Source organism: Bacillus sp. FSL W8-0223 (genome assembly GCF_038006805.1).
Lineage (GTDB): Bacteria > Bacillota > Bacilli > Bacillales > DSM-4216 > Bacillus_O > Bacillus_O smithii.
This window is the reverse complement of record NZ_JBBOVX010000001.1, coordinates 2,955,205-2,981,217: the sequence shown is the minus strand read 5'-3', so window position 1 is coordinate 2,981,217 and position 26,013 is coordinate 2,955,205. Positions and strand designations below refer to the sequence as shown.

Annotated in this window: 22 protein-coding genes; 20 read left to right on the top strand and 2 right to left on the bottom strand. The window is 43.3% G+C overall.

Translation table 11 applies throughout. The features are described from left to right. Positions 1-79: 79 nt before the first annotated feature. The 3 genes from NST81_RS14390 (at position 80) to NST81_RS14380 (ending at position 3,857) form a co-directional block, all read left to right on the top strand. Positions 80-1,060, top strand: a complete 981-nt coding sequence (locus tag NST81_RS14390) for a S66 family peptidase (RefSeq protein ID WP_327797072.1) — start codon at positions 80-82, stop codon at positions 1,058-1,060. Positions 1,061-1,262: 202 nt separating this feature from the next. Further along, entirely contained in the window at positions 1,263-2,438 is a 1,176-nt protein-coding gene (locus tag NST81_RS14385) for a M20 family metallopeptidase (RefSeq protein WP_445662362.1), read from the top strand. A 270-nt stretch (positions 2,439-2,708) separates the two neighbouring features. Then, positions 2,709-3,857 carry a saccharopine dehydrogenase family protein gene (locus NST81_RS14380; RefSeq protein WP_327824108.1) on the top strand — a complete coding sequence of 383 codons (1,149 nt, stop codon included), beginning with the start codon at positions 2,709-2,711 and terminating at the stop codon, positions 3,855-3,857. A 160-nt stretch (positions 3,858-4,017) separates the two neighbouring features. On the opposite strand, the gene NST81_RS14375 is transcribed toward NST81_RS14380, so the two are convergent. Next, positions 4,018-5,433 (bottom strand): LysM peptidoglycan-binding domain-containing protein, encoded by a 1,416-nt coding sequence (locus NST81_RS14375; protein ID WP_327797070.1) that lies wholly within the window; start codon positions 5,431-5,433, stop codon positions 4,018-4,020. 353 nt (positions 5,434-5,786) lie between these two features. On the opposite strand from NST81_RS14375, the gene NST81_RS14370 reads away from it, so the two are divergent. The 13 genes from NST81_RS14370 to rodA all read left to right on the top strand — a co-directional run bounded on the left by NST81_RS14370 (position 5,787) and on the right by rodA (position 20,572). Further along, a complete protein-coding gene (locus NST81_RS14370; protein WP_341030107.1) occupies positions 5,787-6,665 on the top strand; it encodes a CvfB family protein in 879 nt (292 codons plus the stop codon). A 158-nt stretch (positions 6,666-6,823) separates the two neighbouring features. Then, positions 6,824-7,462, top strand: coding sequence for a TetR/AcrR family transcriptional regulator (locus tag NST81_RS14365; RefSeq protein WP_048623955.1), 639 nt, complete (start codon positions 6,824-6,826; stop codon positions 7,460-7,462). A 99-nt stretch (positions 7,463-7,561) separates the two neighbouring features. Continuing rightward, positions 7,562-8,704, top strand: coding sequence for an acyl-CoA dehydrogenase (locus NST81_RS14360; protein WP_341030106.1), 1,143 nt, complete (start codon positions 7,562-7,564; stop codon positions 8,702-8,704). Between the two features lie 21 nt (positions 8,705-8,725). Next, positions 8,726-10,366 (top strand): AMP-binding protein, encoded by a 1,641-nt coding sequence (locus NST81_RS14355; RefSeq protein ID WP_341030105.1) that lies wholly within the window; start codon positions 8,726-8,728, stop codon positions 10,364-10,366. Position 10,367: 1 nt separating this feature from the next. Continuing rightward, on the top strand, positions 10,368-11,735 hold the full coding sequence (locus tag NST81_RS14350; protein ID WP_003352521.1) for an acetyl-CoA carboxylase biotin carboxylase subunit: 1,368 nt from the start codon (positions 10,368-10,370) through the stop codon (positions 11,733-11,735). A gap of 219 nt (positions 11,736-11,954) precedes the next feature. After that, positions 11,955-12,167, top strand: a complete 213-nt coding sequence (locus tag NST81_RS14345) for an acetyl-CoA carboxylase biotin carboxyl carrier protein subunit (RefSeq protein ID WP_327805493.1) — start codon at positions 11,955-11,957, stop codon at positions 12,165-12,167. A 7-nt stretch (positions 12,168-12,174) separates the two neighbouring features. Beyond that, positions 12,175-13,089: a hydroxymethylglutaryl-CoA lyase gene (locus tag NST81_RS14340; RefSeq protein WP_003352519.1), complete on the top strand. Its 915-nt coding sequence runs from the start codon at positions 12,175-12,177 to the stop codon at positions 13,087-13,089. A gap of 7 nt (positions 13,090-13,096) precedes the next feature. Next, complete coding sequence (locus NST81_RS14335) at positions 13,097-13,873, top strand: enoyl-CoA hydratase (RefSeq protein WP_048623950.1); 777 nt, start codon at positions 13,097-13,099, stop codon at positions 13,871-13,873. Positions 13,874-13,887: 14 nt separating this feature from the next. Then, a complete protein-coding gene (locus NST81_RS14330; RefSeq protein WP_341030104.1) occupies positions 13,888-15,429 on the top strand; it encodes an acyl-CoA carboxylase subunit beta in 1,542 nt (513 codons plus the stop codon). Between the two features lie 417 nt (positions 15,430-15,846). Next, a complete protein-coding gene (locus NST81_RS14325; RefSeq protein WP_341030103.1) occupies positions 15,847-16,305 on the top strand; it encodes a hypothetical protein in 459 nt (152 codons plus the stop codon). A gap of 217 nt (positions 16,306-16,522) precedes the next feature. After that, complete coding sequence (locus NST81_RS14320; protein WP_048623947.1) at positions 16,523-17,146, top strand: sterol desaturase family protein; 624 nt, start codon at positions 16,523-16,525, stop codon at positions 17,144-17,146. Positions 17,147-17,372: 226 nt separating this feature from the next. Continuing rightward, complete coding sequence (locus NST81_RS14315; RefSeq protein WP_048623946.1) at positions 17,373-17,999, top strand: nitroreductase family protein; 627 nt, start codon at positions 17,373-17,375, stop codon at positions 17,997-17,999. 1,403 nt (positions 18,000-19,402) lie between these two features. Beyond that, complete coding sequence (gene rodA, locus NST81_RS14310) at positions 19,403-20,572, top strand: rod shape-determining protein RodA (RefSeq protein ID WP_327804689.1); 1,170 nt, start codon at positions 19,403-19,405, stop codon at positions 20,570-20,572. 62 nt (positions 20,573-20,634) lie between these two features. Here the strand turns inward: rodA and NST81_RS14305 are convergent, their stop codons facing one another. Then, the gene (locus tag NST81_RS14305; RefSeq protein ID WP_048623944.1) at positions 20,635-21,852 is read right to left on the bottom strand and encodes an MFS transporter; all 1,218 of its coding nucleotides are present in this window, start codon (positions 21,850-21,852) and stop codon (positions 20,635-20,637) included. Between the two features lie 133 nt (positions 21,853-21,985). Here NST81_RS14305 and NST81_RS14300 point away from each other — a divergent pair, with 133 nt between their 5' ends. From NST81_RS14300 to NST81_RS14285, 4 genes are all read left to right on the top strand, one after another. Next, positions 21,986-22,720, top strand: coding sequence for a FadR/GntR family transcriptional regulator (locus NST81_RS14300; RefSeq protein WP_048623943.1), 735 nt, complete (start codon positions 21,986-21,988; stop codon positions 22,718-22,720). Positions 22,721-23,112: 392 nt separating this feature from the next. Further along, positions 23,113-23,832, top strand: a complete 720-nt coding sequence (locus NST81_RS14295; RefSeq protein ID WP_003352507.1) for a (Fe-S)-binding protein — start codon at positions 23,113-23,115, stop codon at positions 23,830-23,832. Positions 23,833-23,852: 20 nt separating this feature from the next. Beyond that, a complete protein-coding gene (locus NST81_RS14290; protein WP_327824119.1) occupies positions 23,853-25,277 on the top strand; it encodes a LutB/LldF family L-lactate oxidation iron-sulfur protein in 1,425 nt (474 codons plus the stop codon). Beyond that, a complete protein-coding gene (locus NST81_RS14285) occupies positions 25,274-25,993 on the top strand; it encodes a LutC/YkgG family protein (RefSeq protein ID WP_341030102.1) in 720 nt (239 codons plus the stop codon). The genes NST81_RS14290 and NST81_RS14285 overlap by 4 nt, the downstream gene beginning before the upstream one ends. Positions 25,994-26,013: the final 20 nt, after the last annotated feature.

The following is a 26,013-nucleotide window of genomic DNA, read 5'->3' as shown; positions in this document are numbered from 1 at the left end:
TTCGAATGAGCTTCTTGAGAACGGTCCTTGTTTGCAGAAAAATACAACATCGATAGATAGATAGATAGGAGGAAAAGGCATGTTTCCAGCAAGATTGGAACCGGGGGATGAAATCCGTGTCATCGCTCCTTCGACCAGTATGGCGCTTGTCAAAGGAGAGCAGCTGCAAATAGCCAAAGAACGATTAGAGAAATTGGGCTTTCATGTTACATTTGGCCAACATGTCGAGGAGCATGATGAGTTTTTTTCTACTTCGGTTGAACACCGTCTAGAAGATTTGCACGAAGCTTTTCAAGATAAACGAGTAAAAGCGATATTAACGGCGGTCGGAGGCTATAACAGCAACCAGCTTTTAAAAGAAATGGATTACGACTTGATCAAAGAACACCCTAAAATTTTGTGCGGATGCGGCGATATTACCGCTCTTCAACTGGCGATTTACCGGAAAACCGGCCTTATTACGTACTACGGACCTCATTTTTCAACATTGGGCATGAAAGTGCCATCCGATTATACGATGCAATGTTTTTTGGAGGCGCTCACAAATGATGCTCCTTTCGACATTGAACCTTCTAAGCAGTGGAGCGATGACAAATGGCATGTGGAGAAAGAGGACCGAATCTATTATCCGCAATCCGATTACGACATCCTTCAAGATGGTGAAGGAGAAGGCACTCTAGTCGGTGGACATTTATCGACTTTGAATTTGCTGCAAGGGACGGAATTTATGCCTTCATTAAAGGACGCTGTGCTTTTTCTTGAGGACGATGAAGAATGCCATCCATTCGCGTTTGACCGACAGCTTCAATCTTTGCTGCATCTTCCGGACGCTGAAAGGATCAAAGCCATCATCATCGGCCGTTTTCAAAAAAATTCAAACATGACACTTGAAGCATTAAAGAAAATGATTCTTAGCAAGAAAGAATTAAAAGGAGTGCCGGTTATTGCGAATGTCAACTTTGGGCATACCGATCCAATCGCCACCATTCCGATTGGCGGACAAGCTTCCATTCATGCTGAAAATGGCGAAGTCTCCATTTCGGTGTATCCGAACAGCTAAAAAAGAAAGCCATCTTTTCATATCCCCTTTCTTGAACGCGATTTGGAAGGGGATACAAGCTGATCTGTTGTATGAATGGACAGGAATTCGGGCTTTTTTGTTGAAAACATTCTCATATACAGTTTTGTACATTCCGAAGTACAGTACGCTTTAATTAGAAATTTTCAGCATATAATTGAAAAAGTAGAAAGGAGGAGGCGGCGTGATTGAGAAAGTGTTCAGCGAGCTGGATGCGATTTTTCCGGAAACGGTCTCATTAAGAAGATTTTTTCATCAATATCCAGAACTTTCTTTTCAAGAGGAAAAAACACCGGCTAAAATTTTGGAATATTTAAATGATTTAGGGATTAAAACGAGAACGATGGTAGGCGGAAGAGGTGTAGTCGGCATCATTCAAGGAGAACAGCCGGGAAAAACAGTGGCGATTCGGGCTGATTTTGATGCACTGCCTATACAAGATGAAAAACAAGTTCCTTACCGTTCGAAAATACCAGGCGTCATGCATGCCTGCGGACATGATGCCCATACGGCCCTGCTTTTGTCGGTCGCAAAAGCGTTGCAAACGTATCGTGGTCATATAAAAGGGAACATTGTCCTCATTCATCAGTTTGCTGAGGAAGTGCCTCCCGGCGGTGCTCTTCCGATGATTGAGGATGGCTGTCTGGACGGAGTGGATGCCATATTTGGCACCCATCTTTGGACACCGATTCCCGTTGGAAAAATAGCCATTCGAAAAGGACCGATCATGGCGGCAGCTGACAATTTTACAGCGGTGATCAAAGGAAAAGGAGGACATGGCGGCCAGCCGCATGAAACGATCGATCCCATCTTAATAGCAGCTAATTATCTTCAACTGCTTCAACAAATCCCTTCACGATCGATTAATCCAGTGGAGTCCGCTGTTATTTCCGTTGGTTCTTTTCATGCAGGAGAAACATATAATGTGATTCCGGATCAAGCGGTGATCAAAGGGACGGTTCGAACGTTCAAGCCGGAAATTCAGAATTTGATCATCGAACAGATGGAAACACTTTTGCGAACTCTTTGCCTGGCGAAAAAAGCGGATTATGAATTCCATTATGAAAAGGGCTATCCACCGGTGGTGAATCATTCCAAAGAAACCGAATTAGCAGCAGCATGTGCAAAAAAAGTCGTTGGAATCGAAAATGTTTTCGAAACAGACCCTTTAATGGTAGGAGAAGATTTTTCTTATTATTTACGAAAAGTACCGGGGACGTTTTTCTTAACCGGAGCCGGAAACTCTGAAAAGCTTGCTTCTTTCCCTCATCATCATGCAAAATTCGACATTGATGAACGTGCCATGCTTTATGCAGCCAAGGTGCTGGCAGCAGCGGCAATCCAATATTTGCAAAATTGAATGAAATAGTAGGGCCTCAAAATCGTTGGAGGCCCCATTTTTTTGAAGAAAAAGGAACGCTGGACAATCGCCCTTGAATACATATAAAAAGAATGGATTGATTGGGAAAACAGAAAATAGGAAATGAATTCCATTTGGCGAACCTCTAATAGTCATCTTTAAATGGAGAATAGTGTGGGAATAAAGGGCGGGACGGTGGCAGAAAACAGAAGATGTCGTATCCATGATGCCAACATTTTTTCACCTTCAATAGAATAGGAGGTTGATAACATGAAAGCTTTAGTGTTAGGAGCAGGTCTTATGGGGAAAGAGGCGGCCCGGGATTTAGTGAATAGCGATGGGGTGGAGTTCGTAACGTTGGCTGATGTAGATACCGAAAAAGCTAAGCTGGCTTGCGCCGATCTGCACTCGCCAAAGATTCATCCCGTTTTTGTAGATGCGGGCGACGAAACCCAACTGGTGCAATTGATGCGAAAGCATGATATTGCATTAAATGCATTGTTCTATTCTTTTAATTATGCGGTTGCGAAGGCGGCGATTGCTGCCGGCGTCCATTCGGTCGATCTTGGCGGGCATATCGGCCATGTGACCGATCGTGTTTTGGAACTGAACAAAGCGGCGGAGGGTGCCGGCGTTACCTTAATCCCCGATCTGGGAGTAGCGCCAGGTATGATTAATATTTTGTCCGGATATGGGGCGAGTCAATTAGACGAAGTAAAAGAAATCAAAATTTATGTTGGCGGCATCCCCGTTAAGCCTGATCCTCCCCTTGAATACAATCATGTATTTTCAATGGAAGGTGTGTTTGACCATTATACGGATCCGTCGTTGATCATCCGCAACGGACGAAAAGTGGAAGTTCCCTCATTGTCAGAAATAGAGCCAATTTATTTCGAAAAGTTTGGCCCCCTTGAAGCCTTTCATACGGCAGGAGGAACCTCTACTCTTTCCCGCACTTTTCCCCATCTCGATGTTTTAGAGTATAAAACCATCCGCTATCCGGGCCATGCGCAAAAATTCCAATTGCTCGTCGATTTGAATTTAACGAGGAAAGATTATGAAGTTGAAGTGAATGGACAAAAAATCAAGCCTCGGGATGTTTTTTTGAAAGTGATCGACCCGATTGTCGATTTAAAAGGCAAAGATGATGTCGTATTGTTGCGGGTTATCACTGTAGGAAGAAAGTATGGGAGAAGATCGGTTCATACATTTGAAATGACGACTTATAACGATCGAATTCATAAAGTGACCGCCATGGCGAGATCGACGGCTTACACTCTTTCCGTTGTTGCTCAAATGATCGGAACGGGTACGATTCAAAAGCGTGGGGTGCACCCGCCGGAGACAATCGTTCCCGGCAAGGAATACATCAAGGAAATGGCCAAAAGAGGGGTATTAATTAAGGAAAAAGTGCATTAAAGAGGAATTGGAGTTTAATAGGATACGGATAATAAGTATGAAAACTGCGAAACATGGCTAACGGATGAAAATAGTGGAATCATGGATATAGATGGCACATTTTTAGACATAACTCATGGAAAGCCGGTCCTCTGTAATTAGTTGCCGAGGACCGGCTTTTTTACATTCTTTTTCTTGGTTGAAAGTTGCGGCTTTGAATGGCCCAGTTTTGAGGAAACGGGTTGCCAAGAACCCAATAACTGATTCCGCGCAATCCGTATTGTTTAATGATATCCATTTTTGCCTGCATGCTGCGGGCATCTTCAAACCATACTTCATGCCGCTGGCCGGTTTCATCGGTGTAATGAAAGAACGGGGCCTGGTATGCCTCGCTATATTCAATGCTTGTTCGATAGCGAACGGCCAACTGAATGGCTTCCTGCGGACTGATGGTGCGTGCAATGGTCCCTTCCATCCATGGAATTCTCCAATCGCGGCCGTATAACGGTGCACCCATCATAATTTTTTTTCTAGGAATGGCGGTAACGGCGTAATCTAAAACTTGTTTGATTTTATTGATCGGTGCGATGGCCCATGGTCTTCCCCCGGCCCATCCCCACTCGTACGTCATTAAGATGACAAAATCGACGATTTCACCGTGAGCCCGGTAATCATGTGCTTCATATAATAAACCGGGCTGGTTTTCTCTTTCTTTAGGGGCGAGAGCCGTGGATACCGATATCCCTAATGGCCTGAGCCGGCTTACGACCCTCCGTAAAAACGCATTATAATTTTCTCTATCTTGAGGATAGATATATTCAAAATCAAAATTGACCCCTCTGTATCCTTTGGAACGTACTGCCGATAAAATATTGGTGATCAATGTTTCTTGCAGAGAGGGATTTCGCAAAATGGCAGCGGCTCTGTCCGAGTTGAAACTGCCGTTCACAAAATTGGTCACCACCAGCAAAGTCTCTGTTCGATTGGCTGTTGCTGCCTGAAGGAGTCTATCGTCGTTTAATGGTGAAAGGGTTCCATCTTCGCGTATGGAATGGCTGAAGGGGCTTAAATACGTAAAATATTTTCCAAGCCTCAACACCTCTTGCCGGCTGCTTTCGTCTGTACTAGCGGAATAGGCGTTCACTTCAATGACGGGCCTTCTCGCGGCTGGAACGATGAGTCGTTGACCTGGTGAAAGCACATTCGGATTTGAAAGGGAGTTGGCTGAAAGAAGCTGTTGCACAGTGACTCCAAAGCGTGCAGCAATCCTACTAAGATTATCTCCTGGACGAACGGTGTAGATCGAGTAGGGAAAAAACAGAATTTGCCCGGCAAAAATAAGCGCTGGATTGGCAATTTGATTGTAATCTGCAAGCGCCTGTTCAGAAATGCCGAACCTGTCAGCGATTTGCCGGAGCTGATCTCCCTGTTTTACTACATATTCCCGTCCGGGGCTGTGAATAACTAGCGCTTGCCCGATCACAAGCTGATTTGGATTCGCCAATTGATTGGCAAGTGAAATATCTTCTACGGAAACTCCGTATCGACGTGCGAGGGTGAATAAGTTTTCACCGCGCTGAATGACATGAATGTGCAATATGCTCAGCTCCTATACTTGGATAAATTCCGTTTTTACCTGAGACGGAAAACACTTTCCTTGCTTTATTCTGAAAAGCAGATTTGATAAGGACTGTCCGGTAAAATATACGTTTGATACCCATTATATTCAGGAAGGGGCTGGTCATATGTATGACCTTTCGGGTGAAAATCAGAAGAATGATTTGAATTTATAGAGGCGGTTTTTTTGTGAGCAGCTGAATTCCTTTGCGGTCCAGTTCTTTTTTTGGTACCCTTAAGCAAGGTCTATTGGAAAACTTCATGATAGCGAGGATTTTTCGGCTCATTGAAAAAAATAGAAAAATAAGATCTTCTAGGAAAGGAAATGATGGAATGGCTGCTCTGCAAGCAGGAACGGTGGTAACGTTAAAACCGGATAAAGAGATGCCATACGGCTGGTTTTTAACGAATGGGAAAGATAGAGTGCTTTTACATAAAAGCGGCATAACAGACGGTTTTCGTCCTGATGAACAAGTTGACGTATTTATCTTTCAAGATCGACAAGGAAGATTAGCGGCCACTATGATCATCCCGGAGATTCAAATCGGTCGCTACGGCTGGGCTGAAGTGGCGGATGTCCATCGTGAACTGGGCGTATTTATTTCTATTGGCATTCATAAAGATATTTTGATCGCGAAAGGAGACCTTCCACCGCTCATGAACGTGTGGCCGAAAAAAGGAGGACGTCTCTATTGCACCTTGAAAACGGACCGGAACGGGCTTCTTTATGCCAAACTGGCAACGGAAGAAGTGATGAAGAATTTATTTGTAGAAGCATCGGCGAAGGATTTCAATAAAGATGTAACCGGCGTCGTATATCGTACGTTAAAGTCAGGAACCTTTGTTTTGACAGAGGAAGGGTACCGCGGATTTATTCACGAATCGCAGAGGATGGAAGAACCCGGCCTCGGCGAAACGGTCCACGCCAGAATTATCGATGTGAAACCAGACGGATCGGTCAATCTCTCCCTTCTGAAAAGAACTCACGAAGCGATTGAAGAAGACGCCGCTGCCATATTGGCTTATTTGCAAACGCGTGGCGGCTCGATGCCATACAGCGATAAAAGCCAACCTGAAGATATACAGGCTCGCTTTCATATGAGCAAAGGGGCTTTTAAACGAGCAATGGGCCGACTGATGAAAGAGGGAAAAATTTATCAAGAAGAAGGATGGACCTATTTAAAGGGTTCTGAAACAAGGGATCAATCGTAATGGTTCTGCAGATGACTTTCATAAAAGACAAAGACCGGACAGCTTCATAAAGAAGCCAACGGTCTTTTTTTGTAACAAAAACTGAATATTCTGATTATTCTGTTTACAGAGAGCGCGTCGTATGGTAGTATGTCAAATAAAGGATGGTAATCAGTTTTATGGGAAAAAAATCATTGAAAGAAAAGATTATCGATACAGCGCTGATACTTTTTGAAAAAGAAGGCTACCACGGGGTGACAGTTGATCGGATTGTAGAACAATGCGGCACATCCAAAGGCGGTTTTTATCACAACTTTAAATCGAAAGATGAATTGCTTTTTCACATTCATGATATTTTTATTTCTTATGTCATTGAAAAAGCGCAAGAAGCATATGATCGATATACGACGCCCGTTTCCAGAATGTGTGCCATCATTCAATCGTTTACGAAAGTATTTGGAATGTATAAACCCCACATCACTGTTTTTTACCAAGAAAGCACCTATCTTAAAGGAGAATTTGAGATCAACATCAATCGGAAGCGCAAACAATATAAAAATATCATTTTGCAAATTGTTCGGGAAGGGCAAGAATCCGGTGATTTTCGTTCAGAAGTCCCTGCTGAAATCACCGTCATGGCGGTCATCGGAATGGTGAACTGGTTGTATAAATGGTTTCATGAAGAAGGGCCGCTTTCCATTGAAGACATTGGAAAAATCTACGTTGATTTAATTTTTCATGCCCTTTTAACGGAAAAAGGCATGAAAGATCCGGCAGCACAAGAGCATCTGCTTCGAAATCAGCCGGTAAAGCGGTGAATGAATGGTGCTAAAATGGCAAATAAAAAGGGCGACCTCGATCAGTTGGTTCACACGAATATAGACCGACTAGTCGGTTATTAAAAAGGGGGAATTTTCATGAATTTTGAGTTGACAAAAGAACAGCAAATGATCCGTGAAATGGTCAGTGATTTTGCTGAAAAGGAAATCAAACCTTATGCTAGAGAACTTGATCAAAAAGCGGAATTTCCATATGAAACGTTTAAAAAAATGGGCGAACTTGGCCTGCTTGGTATTCCGTTTCCGGAAAAATATGGGGGATCGGGAGGGGATACGATTTCCTACTGTATTGCTGTAGAGGAAATCGGCAAAGCGTGTGGGGGGACAGGTCTCAGTTATGCCGCCGCTATCAGCCTTGGTGCTAGTCCCATCTATTATTTCGGTACGGAGGAACAGAAGAAACAATGGCTCGTTCCAATGGCAAAAGGGGAAACACTGGGCTCTTTCGGTCTGACAGAACCTAATGCTGGGTCCGATGCTGGGGGCACGAGAACCACAGCGATTTTAGACGGAAATGAATATGTTATTAATGGAGAAAAGTGCTGGATTACGAATGCGGGATTTGCTAGACAAGTTATTGTAACCGCTGTCACAGGGAGGCGGGATAACGGCCGACCGATTGTTTCAGCCATCATTGTGCCTACGAATACGCCAGGTGTTCAAATCTCTTGTGACTATGAAAAAATGGGAGTAAGAGCGTCTAATACTTGTCAAATTGTACTCGACAACGTGCTTGTGCCGAAAGAGAATTTGCTCGGCGATCCAGAAAAAGGATTCAGCCAATTTCTTTATACACTGGACGGAGGTCGAATATCCATTGCGGCTCTTTCTGTCGGCATTGCACAAGCAGCGTTTGAAAAAGCTCTTCGTTATGCTAAAGAACGATATCAGTTTGGTCAACCCATTTCAAAATTCCAGGCTATTCAATTTAAATTAGCGGATATGGCAATGGAGATTGAACTCGCTCGCAACCAAGTTTATAAAGCGGCATGGCTGAAGGATCACGGGAAGCCGTTCTCAAAAGAAGCGGCAATCGCCAAATTGTTTGCCTCCGAAACCGGCTTTCGCGTTTGCAATCAAGCGATTCAAATTCATGGAGGATATGGGTATATGCGTGAATATGATGTAGAGAGACACTTGCGCGATATAAAATTAATGGAAATCGGCGAAGGAACATCCGAAATCCAAAGGCTCGTCATCGCGCGTCAACTTGGTTGCTAAAACCATTTTTAGGAGGAGAAAATGGCCGAATTACTACGTAAAACGGTTGGGCAGTTGTTGGAGGAAAAGGTGCATGATTTTCCGGATCACGAGGCATTAGTATATGCCGACCGCAATCTTAGATGGACCTACAGTGAATTGAACGAAGAGTGCAATTTGGTCGCGAAAGGCTTAATGGCGCTAGGGGTGGAAAAGGGAGATCATTTGGCTGTCTGGACCACCAATACACCAGAATGGGTTGCGCTCCAGTTCGCCACCGGGAAAATGGGCGGCGTTTTAGTTACGGTTAATACGAATTATCGAACCATGGAACTGGAATACTTGCTGAGGCAATCCGATGCCAAGACTTTAATCTTAATAGAAGGATACAGGGGAATTTCTTATGTGGATACGATTTATGAAATATGCCCTGAGCTTCGCCATTCCCAGCCTGGAGAACTGCAATCGAAAAGACTGCCGCTCTTAAAAAATGTGATTGTTTTAAGTGAAAAACCATATAGTGGAATGTACAATTGGTCTCAATTGATAGAAAAGGGGAAAAGAATCAGTGATCAAGAACTGAAAGCACGGTCTCGATCTCTTCATCCTGATGACGTCATTAATATGCAATACACTTCGGGAACGACCGGATTTCCGAAAGGGGTTATGTTGACTCATTATAATCTCGTCAACAACGCCCGCAATATCGCTGAATGCATGAAGCTTACGAAAGATGACCGTTTATGCATTCCTGTTCCTTTTTTCCATTGCTTCGGCTGCGTGATCGGTACACTTGCCTCTGTAAGTGTCGGAGCGACGATGGTTCCGGTTCAGGAATTTGACCCTGAGGCTGTCCTGCAAACGGTAGAAAAAGAAAAATGCACAGCCCTTCATGGCGTTCCGACGATGTTTATTTCAGAATTGAATCACCCGAACTTCTCAAAATACAATTTAACGACTTTAAGGACGGGGGTGATGGCGGGTTCTAATTGCCCGATGGAAGTGATGAAGGCAGTCATGGAAAAAATGGGGATGAAGGATATTACCATATGCTACGGACAGACGGAATCTTCGCCTGTCATCACTCAAAGCCGCACGGACGACCCGGTTTCGCTGCGGGTGGAAACAGTAGGAAAAGCATTGCCTCATGTCGAAGTAAAAATTGTGGAACCAGGCAGCAACCGCGTGCTGCCGGCGAACACACAAGGGGAACTCTGTACAAGAGGCTATCATGTGATGAAAGGCTATTATAAAAATCCGGAGGCAACAAAAGAAGTAATAGATGAAGATCACTGGCTCCATACAGGCGATTTGGCGGTAATGGATGAAAATGGCTATGTACGGATTACCGGTCGCCTAAAAGATATGATTATCCGCGGCGGGGAAAATATTTATCCAAGAGAAATCGAGGAATTTCTTTATCAACACCCGAAAATTTTAGATGTGCAAGTAGTGGGAGTGCCGGATGAGAAATTCGGGGAAGAAGTAGGCGCATGGATTATTTTGAAAGAAGGAGAAACAGCCGATGCCGAGGAAATACGAGCGTTCTGCAAAGGAAAGATATCACGGCACAAAGTTCCAAAATACGTTTTCTTTACAGATGAATATCCGATGACCGCTTCGGGAAAAATTCAAAAATTTAAACTTCGGGAAAGGTATTTAGAGGATATAAAGGGGAGATAAGATGTTTTCCAAAATTTTAATCGCCAATCGGGGGGAAATTGCTAGACGAGTCATTCGTACTTGCAAAAAGATGGGGATTGAAACAGTCGCCGTCTATTCGGAAGCGGACAAGGATTCACTGCATGTTCATGAGGCCGATGAAGCGTTCTGCATTGGAAAGCCTCCTGTCAATCAAAGCTATTTAAATATGGATGCTATCATCCGTGTCGCCAAGGAGTCCGGAGCGGAAGCGATTCATCCGGGATACGGATTGTTATCTGAAAATAGCGAATTTTCGAGGGTGTGCCACGATGAAGGACTTGTTTTTATTGGTCCCGGTTCCGATATCATTAAAGCGATGGGAAGCAAAATTGAAGCGAGAAAAACAATGAAACAAGCCGGAATGCCAATTATAGAAGGAATCGATATTCCCCTCCGGAATGAAGAGGAAGCTGTATTGGCTGCAAAAGAAATCGGCTATCCCCTTATGTTAAAGGCTTCTGCAGGCGGTGGAGGGATTGGCATGCAAGTGATTCGTTCTGAAGAAGAGCTGCGAAAAGCATTTGCCGGCAATAAAAAACGAGCGGAATCATTTTTTGGGGACGGGACGATGTATGTAGAAAAGTATATTGAAGACTCGCATCATATCGAGGTGCAAGTGTTAGCCGATTCATTTGGAAATGCTGTAGCGCTTTGGGAACGGGAATGTTCCATTCAAAGACGAAATCAAAAAGTGGTGGAAGAAGCCCCGTCTCCATTTATTAGCGAATCTACTCGGAAAAAAATGTTGGCGTCGGCGCTGCAAGCGGTTCGGAAAATCGGCTATACCAATGCGGGTACGATGGAATGTTTAGTCGATAAAAATCAAAATTTTTACTTTTTGGAAATGAACACAAGACTTCAAGTGGAACATCCTGTCACAGAAGAAATCACCGGACTGGATCTTGTTGAGCACCAAATCAAAATAGCAGCCGGAGAAAGGTTGGAATTTTCCCAAGAAGATATCAAAAGAGACGGCCATGCGATTGAAGTAAGAATTTATGCGGAAGATCCGAATACATTTTATCCATCGCCAGGCAAAATCACTTTTCTGCGATTGCCGGAAGGGGAGGGCATTCGGCATGAAACGGCCATCGAAAAAGGGACGGTGATCACTCCATTTTACGATCCGATGATCGGCAAATTGATTGCCTGGGGAAAAGACCGTCAAGAAGCGTGCAATCGGTTGATCGAGGCTCTGAAACACTATCAAATTGAAGGGATTAAAACCAATATCCCAATGCTTTTAAAAACGGTGTCCCATGAGCGGTTTTTAGCCGGAGACACGACAACGCAGTTTGTGAATCGTCATTATTTGCAAGAAAGCACCAAGCAGCCGAAAACATCATAAGGGAGCTGATTGAAAAAGGAGAATCATACCTTGCCTTCATAGTTTTTCATTATGACCATCAGTAAGATGTATACGAAAAAATATCTGAATTTTCTATAAAAATAAAGGCCGCCTTTCCTTGTTTGCTATAGAAAATTGGGTAACGACGAGAAATGATGGAAAAGGAGGCAATAATTTGTTGGCGGAATACGAGAAATAGGATGTCAGGGGGATGAAAATATGAGTGCCATTCAAGCGAGCATGGCCGGAAGCGTATGGAAAATACTGGTTTCAGAAGGGGAGAAAATAACATCAGGTCAAGATGTGATCATTCTCGAATCAATGAAAATGGAAATTCCCATTTCTTCAGATGAAGAGGGAATCGTAAAAGCCATTCATGTTCAAGAGGGGGATTTTGTCAACGAAGGGGACGATTTGATCGAAATGGAGTAGGGAGGGGATGTTTTTGAAGTGGCCCAAGAAAGTACACATTAAAGAAGTTGGCCCCCGGGATGGTCTCCAAAATGAAGATAAAATTCTTTCTTCTGATGTCAAAGCGGAATGGATCAATCGGCTGTCTGAGGCGGGGCTTGTTTCGATTGAAGTGAGTTCTTTCGTCAACCCGAAATGGATTCCGCAGCTCGCCGATGCCGAAGAGGTATTTTCCAAGATCCATAGAAAAGAAGGAGTCAAGTATGCAGCGCTTGTCCCGAACTTGAGAGGATTGGAAAGAGCGTTGAAAGCGGACGTGGGCGAAGTCTGTCTGTTTATGTCAGCCAGTGAAACGCATAATCAAAAAAATATAAACAAATCCATATCTGAAACTTTTCCGGTTTTAGAAGAAGTCGTGGCAGAAGCCAAATCTGCCGGAAAAACGGTGCGCGGATACGTATCCACAGTGATTGCTTGTCCGTATGAAGGGGAGATTCCGGTTTCTCAAGTCAAAAGGGTGGTAGATCGGCTTCTTGAAATGGGTGTGGATGAAATTTCTCTCGGCGATACGATTGGCGTGGGCGTACCGTCGCAAGTAGAAGCTTTGCTTTCAGAACTTTTGAAATCTTATAAAGCGGATCAGTTTGCGATGCATTTTCATGATACTCGTGGGACTGCGTTAGCCAATGTTCTCATTTCTTTGCAAATGGGGATAACCACTTTTGACAGTTCACTCGGAGGGCTGGGGGGATGTCCGTATGCCGAAGGAGCTACCGGAAATGTCGCAACGGAAGATTTGCTTTACATGCTTACAGGGATGGGGATTGAGACGGGAATTGATCGGAATCGTCTGCTTCAAGCGGCGCATTTTATAGAAGAAAAATTGGAAAAGCCGTTGTCAAGCAAACAAATGGAGTTGGCAAGACGGACGAGGAAGGAGTGAAAAAGCGATGGGTGAAATGGTTCGATGGGAACATAGGGAGAAGATAGCGATCATTATTTTAAACCGCCCGGAAGCAGCTAATGCTTTGTCAAAACAGCTGCTCAGTGAATTAAAACAGCTGCTGCAAACAATAAAAGGACAGAGCGATATTCAAACGGTCATTATTACGGGAAGCGGTCCGTTTTTCTGTGCTGGCGCTGATTTGAAAGAAAGAAAAGGGATGGATGAAGAAGAAGTGAAACAGGCGGTACAACAGATACGTTCCATCATCAACGAAGTGGAAAATGTTCCTCAGCCGACGATTGCCGCCATCAATGGTGCTGCGATGGGAGGAGGTTTGGAATTGGCGCTGGCATGCGATATTCGAATTGCTGCTCAAGATGCCAAACTGGGATTGACCGAGACTTCTCTCGGTATTATCCCCGGTGCGGGAGGCACTCAGCGTCTTCCAAGATTAATCGGGAAAGGAAGAGCAAAAGAATTAATCTTTGCGGCTCGTAAAATTTCAGGGGCAGAAGCCGAAACACTTGGACTGGTGGAATACGCGGTAGAAGCGGAACGAGTGCTGGAGAAGGCTTTTGAACTGGCAAAAGAATTTGTGGAAAACGCTCCGCTTTCTTTGCGGCAAGCCAAAATAGCCGTTAACAAAGGGATGGAAACGGACATCATGACAGGCTTAAAAATAGAAGAATTGGCTTATAACGCTCTTTTAAATAGTTCTGACCGAATAGAAGGGCTCAAAGCGTTTCAGGAAAAACGACAACCCCGATACACGGGAAGATAAAGGAGGGGCACCCAATGTCGGAAATAAAAGCAGCTCTTACCAACTATCATGAGATAAAAGATGGAGTGCTAAAAGGTGGGAATGAAACATACCATCGGAAAAATAAAGCGAAAGGGAAATTATTTGTCCGTGACCGCCTCAAGCTTCTGTTCGACGAAGATATAATAGCGGAGGACGGGCTATTTGCCAATTGTCTTGCCGGTGACCTTCCGGCGGACGGAGTCGTGACGGCGATTGGAAAAATTCATGGACGCACTGTATGCGTAATGGCCAATGATTCCACTGTGAAAGCTGGTTCATGGGGAAAAAGAACAGTGGAAAAAATCATTCGAATTCAGGAAACGGCAGAAAAGCTTCGCTGTCCGCTCATTTATTTGGTTGATTCCGCAGGAGCCCGAATTACCGACCAAATAGAGATGTTTCCTGGAAGGAGAGGAGCGGGAAGAATCTTCTACAATCAAGTAAAACTTTCAGGGAAAATTCCGCAAATCTGTCTGTTATTTGGCCCTTCGGCTGCTGGCGGCGCTTATATTCCCGCTTTTTGCGATATTGTCGTGATGGTGGATGGAAATGCCTCCATGTATTTAGGATCGCCGCGGATGGCGGAAATGGTGATCGGCGAAAAAGTGACGCTTGAACAAATGGGCGGAGCCAAAATGCATTGCAGTGTTTCGGGCTGCGGTGATGTGCTCGTAAAAACCGAAGAGGAAGCCATCGAGTTTTCCCGCCGATATTTAACATACTTCCCGGACAATTACACGCAAAAGCCGAAACGAGCCGAAAAAAAATCTCCCAAATCTTTTGATCAGTCAATCGAAGACATCATTCCAAAAAACCAGAACGCTCCTTTTGATATGTATCAGCTTATTGACCGCATTGTGGATGAAGATTCTTTTTGTGAAATCAAAAAAAGATTTGCGGCTGAACTTATTACGGGTCTTGCTCGTTTAGAAGGGCAGCCGATTGGTATTATTGCTAATCAACCGCGTGTAAAAGGCGGAGTGTTGTTTCATGATTCTGCCGACAAAGCCGCTAAGTTCATTCATTTGTGCGACGCCTTCCATATTCCGCTCTTATTCTTGGCGGACGTTCCCGGTTTCATGATTGGAACGAATGTAGAAAAAGCAGGGATTATTCGCCATGGCGCCAAAATGATCGCGGCAATGAGCGAAGCAACGGTTCCAAAAATGACTGTGATTGTCCGCAAAGCATACGGAGCCGGCCTGTATGCCATGGCGGGTCCCGCTTTTGAACCGGACTGTTGTTTAGCTTTGCCGACTGCCCAAATTGCGGTGATGGGGCCGGAAGCCGCTGTCAACGCGGTGTACGCCAATAAAATAGAAGCGATGGAACCGGAAGAAAGAGCGGCATTTGTGGAAGCAAAGCGTGAAGAATATCGAAAAGATATTGATATATACCGGTTGGCGTCTGAGTTAGTCGTGGACGATATTGTGGAGCCGAATCGACTCCGTGAAGAATTATCCCAACGTCTGGAAGTCTATATGTCCAAGTATCTAGTTTTTTCCGAGCGGAAGCACCCGGTTTATCCTGTCTGATCCAAAAGGACGAAGACAGATGATAAAAAAAACCGTACGCAGATGAAATATTATTAGATAAAACGTATTTTCAAAACTGACAAGCGGGGACTAACCTGGCCCTGCTATTTTTGTGCGTACAGTTTTTGATAACGTCCATTGCTCTTCTGAACTTTTTGTACGAGGGAAAGGCCTCCATACAGTTGGAAAAGCAATTTGAGCATATGTTTCATGAACTGAACATGAACATTGGGCACTTTTTTGAATAAGATAGATCAACGAGCGAAAAGGATTTGGGAAAGGCAGCCGGCTGTTTATGGTCATAGTTTGAAAATCAGTAGTGCATTCTTCATGATTTTGTGACGAGGAAAGACGGAAACCGATCATGCAGAAAACGACTAAAAGGCATTATGTTTTTAAGGGGAGATGAGAACGGAGATGGAAAAATGGAAAAAACGGCTGAATTTCGCTCATAAGGTCCAGGATGATTCTTTTTGGAAATCCGTGTTTCATTCCAGAAAACATGGTCGAGAAGATGGATATTCAGATAAAGAAGAGAAAATGAACTATAATCTTTATCAATGGAACGATTTCCTTGTTCTGGAACTGGAACTCCCCGGTCTGGATCAACATGAGTTTCAAATGTGGATGGACCATCAAAATTTACTGATAAAAACAAAAACCGCCTCATGGAAAAAGAAGAAAGAACCTATCTACTTTGTAAAAAAGCGAAGAGTTATTCCCAATGAGCAGCATATTCCACTGCCCGTCCCTGTTTTCACTCAACCAGTGAACATAAGTCAAAAAAATGGGCTATGGTATTTCCGCTTTAAACCGATTCCAAAAGAAGCAAAATCATACAATACTGGGGGAACTGATTCAAAATCAAACAAGTGATGAATGTTTTTCTTCGGAAAAAATACGTCTGGATTTAAGAAAATGAAACGGAATCGTGGCCGCGTTGAAACACCGAATGGAGCGATTCATTTTTTGGTTTCTGAATCGATGGAAGAAAAGAGTCTATAATAGACATCACTCATCAATTGATTGAATATTATATATAGAAAAAAGCAAGTTTTTGACAAAAAAAATAAAGGAGGGGGGACGACCAAATATGTTCAAGTATGTCCGTGAATTTTGGAATACAACGGAAATGATTGGTTTAGGCTTATTCTTATTTCTCGGATTGAGTTTATCGGTCTTTTATATTCGCTGGCCCCTTTTATTTATTTTTTTAATTGGAATCATATTTTTCGGTATTATGGAATATGTTATTCATCGTTTTCTTTTTCATGGGTCTTTGCCGGAAAAAATAAGATTTTTACAACCTGTAAAAGACTGGCATGATCATCATCACCAACATCCGAGCGAGCTAAAAGGCATTTTGCTGCCTGCTTGGCTGACTCTTCCAATGCTTTTGCTTCTGGTTCTCGCCGTTCAATTAATCATGCGGGATATCACATTTTCCATCGCTTTTGTCACGGGCGTTTCGGGAACGCTGCTTTATCATCAATGGAGGCATTTTTCCGCTCATCGTCCCATTGAGCCTTTCACCCCTATCGGCAAGCGGCTGAAAGTCTATCACTTGCAGCATCACACCATTAACAAAAAATATTGGTTTGGCCTAACGAATCCGCTGATGGATTTGCTGTTGGGAACGTACCGCAACCCGAAGAAACAGGCCCAAAAACAATCTTCACGACGAATGAGCCGCAGCCGAGCAACCGTTATAAAATAATTTCTTCGGAAACAAGCTTTCACCATGATCATTTTTCATGGCATCGAAAGGTCTTTTCTGTTCGGAGACGCTATGATTTGAAATAACCAGGGGCTGACTATTTAGTTGGCTCCTTTTTCCTTTTTTAATGATCATAAAATCTCCTTCTTGACGTGATCTATTATGAAAGATAAACTTTTAACAGTGCTTACTTAAAGTAAGTAATTTGATCATGGAGGGAAGAAATATGACAAGTCATTCTACAGATTTATCTACCGTTATAAAAGAACGCCATTCCGTCAGAAAATATGATCCTAATTATAAAATTGCGAAGGAAGAAATTGAAGAAATTTTAAAGGAAGCCACTTTGGCCCCTTCGTCCAGTAATCTTCAACCATGGCGCTTTCTTGTTATTCAAGATCAAGAAACGAAAAAAGAGCTCCGCGCCATCGCCAATAACCAAGAACAAGTAGAAACATGCTCAGCCGTCATTGCGGTTTTAGGCGATACGGAAATGTATAAAAACGCCGAAAAAGTGTATCGAAGCAACTATGAAGCAGGTTATATGGATGAAGAGAGAATGAGACTCATGATCGAAAACATTAACAAACTTTATCCATCTCTGTCTGCGGAAGACCGGAAAAATATAGCTTCATTTGACGCCGGCCTTGTTTCCATGCAAATCATGCTGATTGCGAAGGCTCGTGGCTATGACACGGTTCCGATGGGCGGTTTTAATAAAAAACAATTCGTTGAAAGATTTAACATTTCCGATCGCTTCGTTCCAACGGTGTTAATTGCCTTAGGAAAAGCGGCTGCGCCTGCTTACAAAACAACAAGAATTCCTGTTGAAGATATCGTTCGCTTCTTATAAAAGTCTTCCCCCGACAGAATAACGGGGGAAGACTTTTTATGTGCGCCCGGCATGTACATGAACTATAGGGTGTAAGTCCCGAACCCCGAAGACAGAAGTAGAGGTTAGCCAAGAGCAAGGGTGTCCGTGGTGACGCGGAATCTGAAGGAAGCTGGAGGCAAAACACCGGTCCGAGGAACACGAACCTCATATAAGGCTAGGTATGATTGAGTGAGTTTGCATAACAAAACAAAGCTCTTTCTGTCGAAGGTCATATCGAGTAAATGAGGCGGATGGATGGTGTGAAAGTGCATGTACTTACCCGGGGAGGTCTGGCGGATATGTGAAGTACTCTTCATAACCTACTTAGTGATAAGTAGCTGAACCGTCAGAAGTCAGCAGAGGTCATAGTATTAGTTGGTCTAGAACAACTAAGAAGGACCGAACAATTAAGAGAGAATAGCCCTTGGTATTCAGTGAGTCATGATGAACACAGAAAACGTAGTACCTCACTTGAGGGAGGAAGCGGTGAATCCCGTGGGAGACCTCTTGGAGGGTGGAGTGACCACTGGCATAAAGAGAACAGCTATTCACGGAAGTTATAAAGACTTGCGTCAATTATCTTAATTGAACCGCCGTATACGGAACCGTACGTACGGTGGTGTGAGAGGACGGGAGTTAATCGCTCCCTCCTACTCGATTCCCCATGAAGGGCAGTCAGTTCTCTTCTTCAAGACAAGCAGGACAGCAACTGTTCTTAAGTGAAGGAGCACTCCCTAATCGTCTTCTTTGTTCATCTAACGATCAGTGGGCCCAAAGGTCCCACAGGTGGAAATCTCTTTTTATTCCGCTTGAAAGGACATGTCAGTCTCTTTTCTAAACTATGAAAATCGGCGAAACAGTCATGGCAAAGCTTTACACCTCTAGAGAGCGTTTATACCTCAAGCATTTGGCATCCTCACCATGATTGTCATCCCTGTTTTGAATATTTATATCCATTTCAAATGAAAGTACATTCGAAATTTCGGCTTATTTTGGAAAAAGAGCATGATTTATAGGCCGTGATCCCATAATTTCATGATCATTTTTCTTTCTCAAAAAGAAGTCACTTAGTCATAGTTCAGCAAATTCACGTTATGTGCTATCATAAAAAGCGGGAAATCGGACATGCAACAAACTTGAAATGAAATCAAAAAGAAATGGATGCAATCACCATCCGGATCATGATTTTGTATAAGTTTAAAAATAGCTGAAACATTGTTTTTAAAATGCTTTTTATTACTCATGTTGTCATTATGGAGAGAGACTTTCGTTATTTATCTTCAAAACTGTTGGATTTGAAACATTTTTCTATTGTGAAATTTACTTGAAAAGGTATAATGTTAGAGGTATATTGTAATTTTCTATGGGAAGAGGAGACATGGATGACTTCTCAAAATCAATCGCAAAGCCGTATTGATTATGGTCTTGTATTCATTTTGCTGTTGTTGTTGATCACTAGTTTAGTTGCGATTTACAGTGCGCAGTCAACTGGTCAATATAAAGAAAATTTCGTTGTCAAACAAATCATGTGGTATGGTGTCGGTATTGGCATCATTGCGTTAGTAATCCGCGTCGATGCCGATCAATGGATGAAGCTTTCATGGTTTACTTACGGTTTGGGCATATTGCTGTTGGCATTTTTAATCGTGGCGCCTTCCAGCATCGCTCCCGTCATCAATGGGGCAAAAAGCTGGTATAAAGTACCTGCCATGGGTTCGTTGCAGCCGTCCGAATTTGAAAAAGTGTTTTTGATTCTTGTGTTGTCTAGAATCATGGTTGAGCACCATCAAAAAAATCCCGTAAAAACAATCGAATCGGATTTTTGGCTCTTGATCAAGATGGGGTTGGCTACCTTTCTGCCGCTTTTTCTTGTGATGCAGCAGCCCGATTTGGGAACATCGCTCGTGTTAATTGCGATCCTGCTTGGAATGATTTTTGTCTCAGGAATTACGTGGAAAATCTTAGTTCCTTTATTCGGTTCAGCTGCTGTATTGATCGTTGGTATTTTCTATATGGTGCTGTGGCATCCGAAAATATTGGAAAAATATTTGGGAGTTAAACAGTACCAGTTTGGGCGGATCTATTCTTGGTTGGATCCGTACAGTTATCAAAGTTCGTCCGGATATCATCTAACCCAATCCCTGTTGGCCATCGGCTCAGGACAAACATTGGGAAAGGGTTTCGGCCAGCGGGATATTTATTTGCCTGAAAGCCACACTGATTTTATATTCAGTATTGTCGGCGAAGAATTCGGATTTCTGGGTGCTAGTGTAGTCATCAGCTTGTTTTTCCTGCTCGTTTACCATTTGACGAAAATAGCGCTTCAAACGAAAAATCCGTTTTATTCTTATATGTGCGCCGGCATTATTTCCATGATTACTTTCCATGTGTTCCAAAACATTGGAATGACTGTCGGGCTTCTTCCAATAACAGGGATCCCTCTTCCGTTTATTAGTTATGGAGGAAGTTCGTTGATGGGAAATATGCTGGCGATGGGGCTGGTTTTTTCTGTGTATTACCATGAAAGACGGTTCATGTTTTCTTCCTATTAGATTATGAAAAAAGGCGTTTTCCAAGGTCTTCGAATCTTGGAAAACGCCTTTTTTTCGTCGTCCTAGTATCCTTTGTGATGAGTCGTGTCCGGTTTTCTTTTTATTTTCAATAACGGAAGAATTTCCGCAATAATGAGCGAGAGGACGAGCAGTGAAGCAATTAATCCGATCACCCCGATCCATCCGAATCGGCTCCAAAATGTGCCGCCCGTTGTACCGACGATGCTTGAGCCAGTATAATAAAACAACAAATATAAAGACGATGCTTGAGCTTTAAAGTTTAGAGCTCTTTGGCCAACCCATCCGCTCGCGATCGAATGTCCGCCAAAAAATCCAAATGTAAACAAGGCCACGCCCATGAGCTTAACCGCCAGTATACTGTTGATCGTCACAATTCCCCCGAGAAGCATAATGCCAATGCTTGCGACAAGAGCTTTCGGCTTGCCAAACCGATCGGCCATTCGTCCCATAAATGTAGAACTGAATGTCCCTACCAAGTATATGAAAAAAATAAGTCCGACAATCGTTTGGCTCAAATGGTAAGGTTCACCCATTAACGGATAGTCGATATAGTTATATAATGTAACAAAACTTCCCATTAACAGGAAGCCCAGACTGTAAAGACAAAGCAGTCCGGGGTCTCTTAAACTTTGGCCAAGAGAGGAAAACAGCTTTCTTAAACTGGCTTTTTGAGCATGAAAATGACGGGAATCCGGAAGGGACTTCCAAAACCAAGCACTGACAAGAAGAGACAGGAAGGCGATGGCGCTTAAAGCAACATGCCAAGAAAACCAATCCGTCAGAGCATCTACGACCACGCGGGAAACCATACCGCCGATGGATGTTCCGCTTACGTACATCCCCATTGCAGTGCCTAGGTTTTTAGGGTGGAATTCTTCATTGATATAGGTCATCGCAATGCTTGGAAATCCCGCTAAGGCAATGCCCATAATCGCTCTTGCCGTTAATAAAAACCAAAAATTTTGACTGAAAGCTGTGACGGCTGCACAAATGGAAGAAAACAGCAAAGAGGCCACCATGATTTTTTTTCTTCCGACTGCATCGGATAAGGCGGAAACGAGAATCATCGAAACAGCTAACAAGCCGGTTGTAAGGGAAAGAGACAGGCTTGCTCGAGCCGGACTTACATCAAATTCTTTTGAAAAAGTGGAGATCAACGGTTGGACGCTATACATCACGGCGAATGTAACAAAACTTCCTAAAAACAGGGAGAGAATCGTTTTTGAATATAATTTGCTCCCCTTTTCGATATATTCCATTGCTTTTACACCCTTTGCATTTGGAACACCAATCTGTTCCAGGTTTCTCTATTATTGTAACTCAAATTTTCCACTTTGATTGGAAAAAGATAATATAATGAAAATAGCAAAGATACAACGGGAGGAAACAATTTTGGAGTTTAAAAAAATAAAGCCGAAAAAAATATATGAAGAAGTGGCGAATGTCCTTCTAGAAATGATCCGCAACGGTGAGTTAAAACCGGGTGATAAATTACAATCGGTTCAGGCATTAGCCGAAAACTTTCAAGTGGGGCGCTCCGCCATTCGCGAGGCGCTTACTTCTCTGCGCGCAATGGGTGTCGTAGAAATGAGGCAGGGAGAGGGCACGTTTGTGAAAGAATTCAATCCGGATGGCATTATGTATCCTCTTTCGCAAGCGTATTTAATGAGTGATGAACAGATTGAGCAATTGCTGGAAATGAGAAAAATTTTGGAAACCGGAATAGTCGCCGCCGCCGCTGTTAAGCGGACAGACAGCGATTTGCGCCAAATTGGCGAGACCTTAGCCGAAATGAAAAAAGCGGTGGGGAATGAGGAATTGGGTGAAAAGGCGGATTTAGACTTTCATATGGCCATTGCTAAAGCTACGCAAAATCATTTGCTTGTTCGATTAATGCACCATGTTTCCGACTTAATGGCAGAAGCGATGAAAGAGACTCGCCGGTTGCTCCTTTATTCTGAGGACGCTACAATGGAGAAATTAAACGAGGAACATGAAAGAATCTATCAGGCTATTGTCGAACGTGATAAGGAAGCCGCACGAAAAGCGATGCTAAAGCATTTAGAAGGTGTAGAGCAAGTCTTGATGGAAGCCTTTGCTGATGAGAAGAAGAAAAACGAAATGTGAAAAGGGCAAGCCTTTTACATATAAAAAATATTGTTATAAGTTTGTGATGATAGGGCATTGACATGGAAGATAAAAGGTAGTATCGGGCTTTGATTAGAAAGCAGCAGCAGGAAATGAACTACCTGTCATCTTCCATGGCGTGCTTGTGGAGTCATCATTATACATATATTTTGGCCATGAAAGCCATAAAAAGCTCCTTTATAAGACAACTCTTATCATTTTTCTTGACCCGACTCAATTTTGATCTTATGGATTGTCCTTGAAAGAATTAAAAAATTTTTTTGAATATTGTACTGATTTTGACATAATTATAGTTATGATATACTATATATCATAAGGTCATCAGATGACCAGTTCTTTAAAGAAGCGATTAGAAAAAGAAGGTGGAACCATTGAAAGTCAGTTTATTTGTTACTTGTCTGGTCGATCTGTTTAAGACGAATGTAGGAAAAGCAACGGTAGAATTGCTGGAACATTTAGGATGTGAAGTTGATTTTCCGGAAAGTCAGATTTGCTGCGGCCAGCCCTCTTACAACAGCGGGTATGTCGAAGAAACGAAGGATGCCATGAAACATATGATTAAGACGTTTGAACATTCAGAGTATGTTGTCGCTCCGTCTGGTTCATGCGCTTTTATGTTTAAGGAATATCCTCATATTTTTAAGGACGATCCAATATGGGAGCCAAAGGCAAGAGAATTGGCCGATAAAACATACGAATTGACACAATTTATTGTCGAAGTTCTTGGTGTCGAAGATGTGGGAGCGAAAATGGAAGGGAAAGCCACTTATCATACTTCCTGTCATATGACCCGTCTTTTGGGGGTGAAGGAAGCGCCGATAAAGTTATTGCGTAACGTGAAAGGACTGGAATTTACACCGTTGCCGGGCGCTCATTTGTGCTGCGGATTTGGTGGAACGTTTTCAGTCAAGATGGGACCGATCTCCGAGCAAATGGTCGATGAAAAAGTTTCAAATGTGGAAAGTACGGGTGCGGATTATTTGATCAGCGCTGATTGTGGTTGTTTGATGAATATCGGGGGACGTATGGAACGTCAAGGAAAACCGATTCGAGTCATGCATATTGCGGAAGTCTTAAACCATAGAGGGTAAAAGAAAAGAGGGGAGAAATCTTGTCGATCAAAATTGGAGTGGGAGACTTTAAAGAACGTGTTCATGAGGAACTGAATAATGAGTTTATGCGCGGCGCGGTTCGTGGCGCTCAAGAACGGCTTCGCATAAAACGTCTGGATGAAGCGGAACAACTTGGAAATTGGGAAGAATGGCGTTCTTTAGGAGAGGAAATTCGTCAGCATGTATTAAATCATTTAGATTATTATCTTTATGAATTAAGCGAAAATGTAGCGAAAAGAGGCGGTCATGTCTTTTTTGCCCGAACGTCGGAAGAAGCTTCTCAATACGTAAAAGAAGTGGTTCAGAAGAAAAAGGCTAAAAAAGTGGTGAAATCCAAGTCGATGGTCACGGAAGAAATTAATTTAAATTCATATTTGGAAGAAGCGGGCTGCGAAGTGATAGAGACGGATCTCGGCGAGTACATTTTGCAAGTGGACGAAGATCACCCATCCCATATCGTCGCTCCGGCTCTTCATAAAAATAAGAATCAAATTCGGGAAGTATTCAAAGAAAAGCTTCATTATTCCAATACGGAAAAGCCTGAGGAAATCACCGCTTTTGTAAGAAAACATCTTCGAAACGAGTTTTTAACAGCCGATGTAGGGATTACCGGATGCAATTTTGCGATTGCCGAAACGGGTTCTATTACCCTCGTGACGAATGAAGGAAACGCTGACCTTGTCATGTCTATTCCCAAAACTCATATTGCCGTGATGGGAATGGAACGAATTGTTCCAACTTTCGAGGAAATGGAAGTTCTTGTAAGTCTGCTTTGCCGAAGTGCCGTTGGACATAAGCTAACCAGCTATGTGACGGCCATTACGGGTCCGAGAGAAGAAGGTGAAGCGGATGGACCGGAGGAATTTCATCTTGTCATCGTGGATAATGGTCGATCGGATATTTTAGGAACGGAATTTCAGCCGGTGCTTCAGTGCATTCGCTGCGCTGCTTGTATCAATGTATGTCCGGTGTATCGACATATCGGTGGACATTCTTACGGCTCCATCTATCCCGGACCGATTGGCGCTGTTCTTTCCCCACTATTGGGCGGATATGAGGAATATAAAGAACTTCCCTATGCTTCCTCGCTGTGCGGAGCTTGTACAGAAGCATGCCCCGTGAAAATTCCTTTGCATGAGCTGCTTCTGAAACATCGGCAAGTCATTGTGGAAAGAGAAGGGAAAGCGCCTTTTTCGGAAAAAATCATGATGAAAGCCTTCGGGCTGGGAGCTTCCTCTGATATGTTGTATGGTTTGGGATCGAGAGCGGCTCATTCCGCTTTGAAACCGTTCACAAAAAACGCGCGTATTTCCAAGGGACCCGGACCGTTAAAGGCATGGACGAAAATACGTGAATTTCCGGCTCCTGAGAAAGAACGTTTCCGAGATTGGTTTAAAAATCGGGAAGGTGGGAAGCAATCATGACGGGAATGATTCAAAATCGAACCTCGTTTTTGGAAAATATAGCTGAAAAATTGGGGCGAAACCCGATAACGAAGGGGGTGCATCGTCCGTCTTACAAGCATACGCCACAATATGAAGTGCTGAAAACAGCTACCCGAGATGAGCTTGTTTCGGTTTTGGCCAGTCAATGTTCGAATATCCATGTTCAATTTATGGAAACAACGGCAGATCATCTTGCTGAACAAGTCAAAACGGCTGTTCGATCATACGGAGGAGGGCCCGTATCCGTTTGGAAAGATGAGCGCTATGCCGAATACGGCCTCACCGACTTGGTAGAAAAAGAATGGCCGCATGAACAGACATTGGTCCATGTTTGGAATGATGATCTAGGGGAAGAAAACATCCGTTTAAGCGAGAAAGCCAATGTGTCGATCGTCTTTAGCGATATCACGCTGGCGGAATCCGGGACGGTCGTATTGTTTACGGGAAAGAACAAAGGACGGTCCATGACATTGCTGCCGAAACACTTTATTGCTTTGATCCCGCAAAGCACTCTTGTCCCAAGAATGACACAGGCCGCTCAAATCATCCGTGAAAAAATCAAAAAAGGTGAAGCCGTTCCTTCTTGCATTCAATTTATTACTGGTCCGAGCAACTCTGCCGATATCGAGTTAAGCACGGTTTATGGAGTCCACGGACCAGTGAAGGCTACGTACATTGTCATCAGCGACCGGTAAAGCATTAGAGCCTGTCCTCT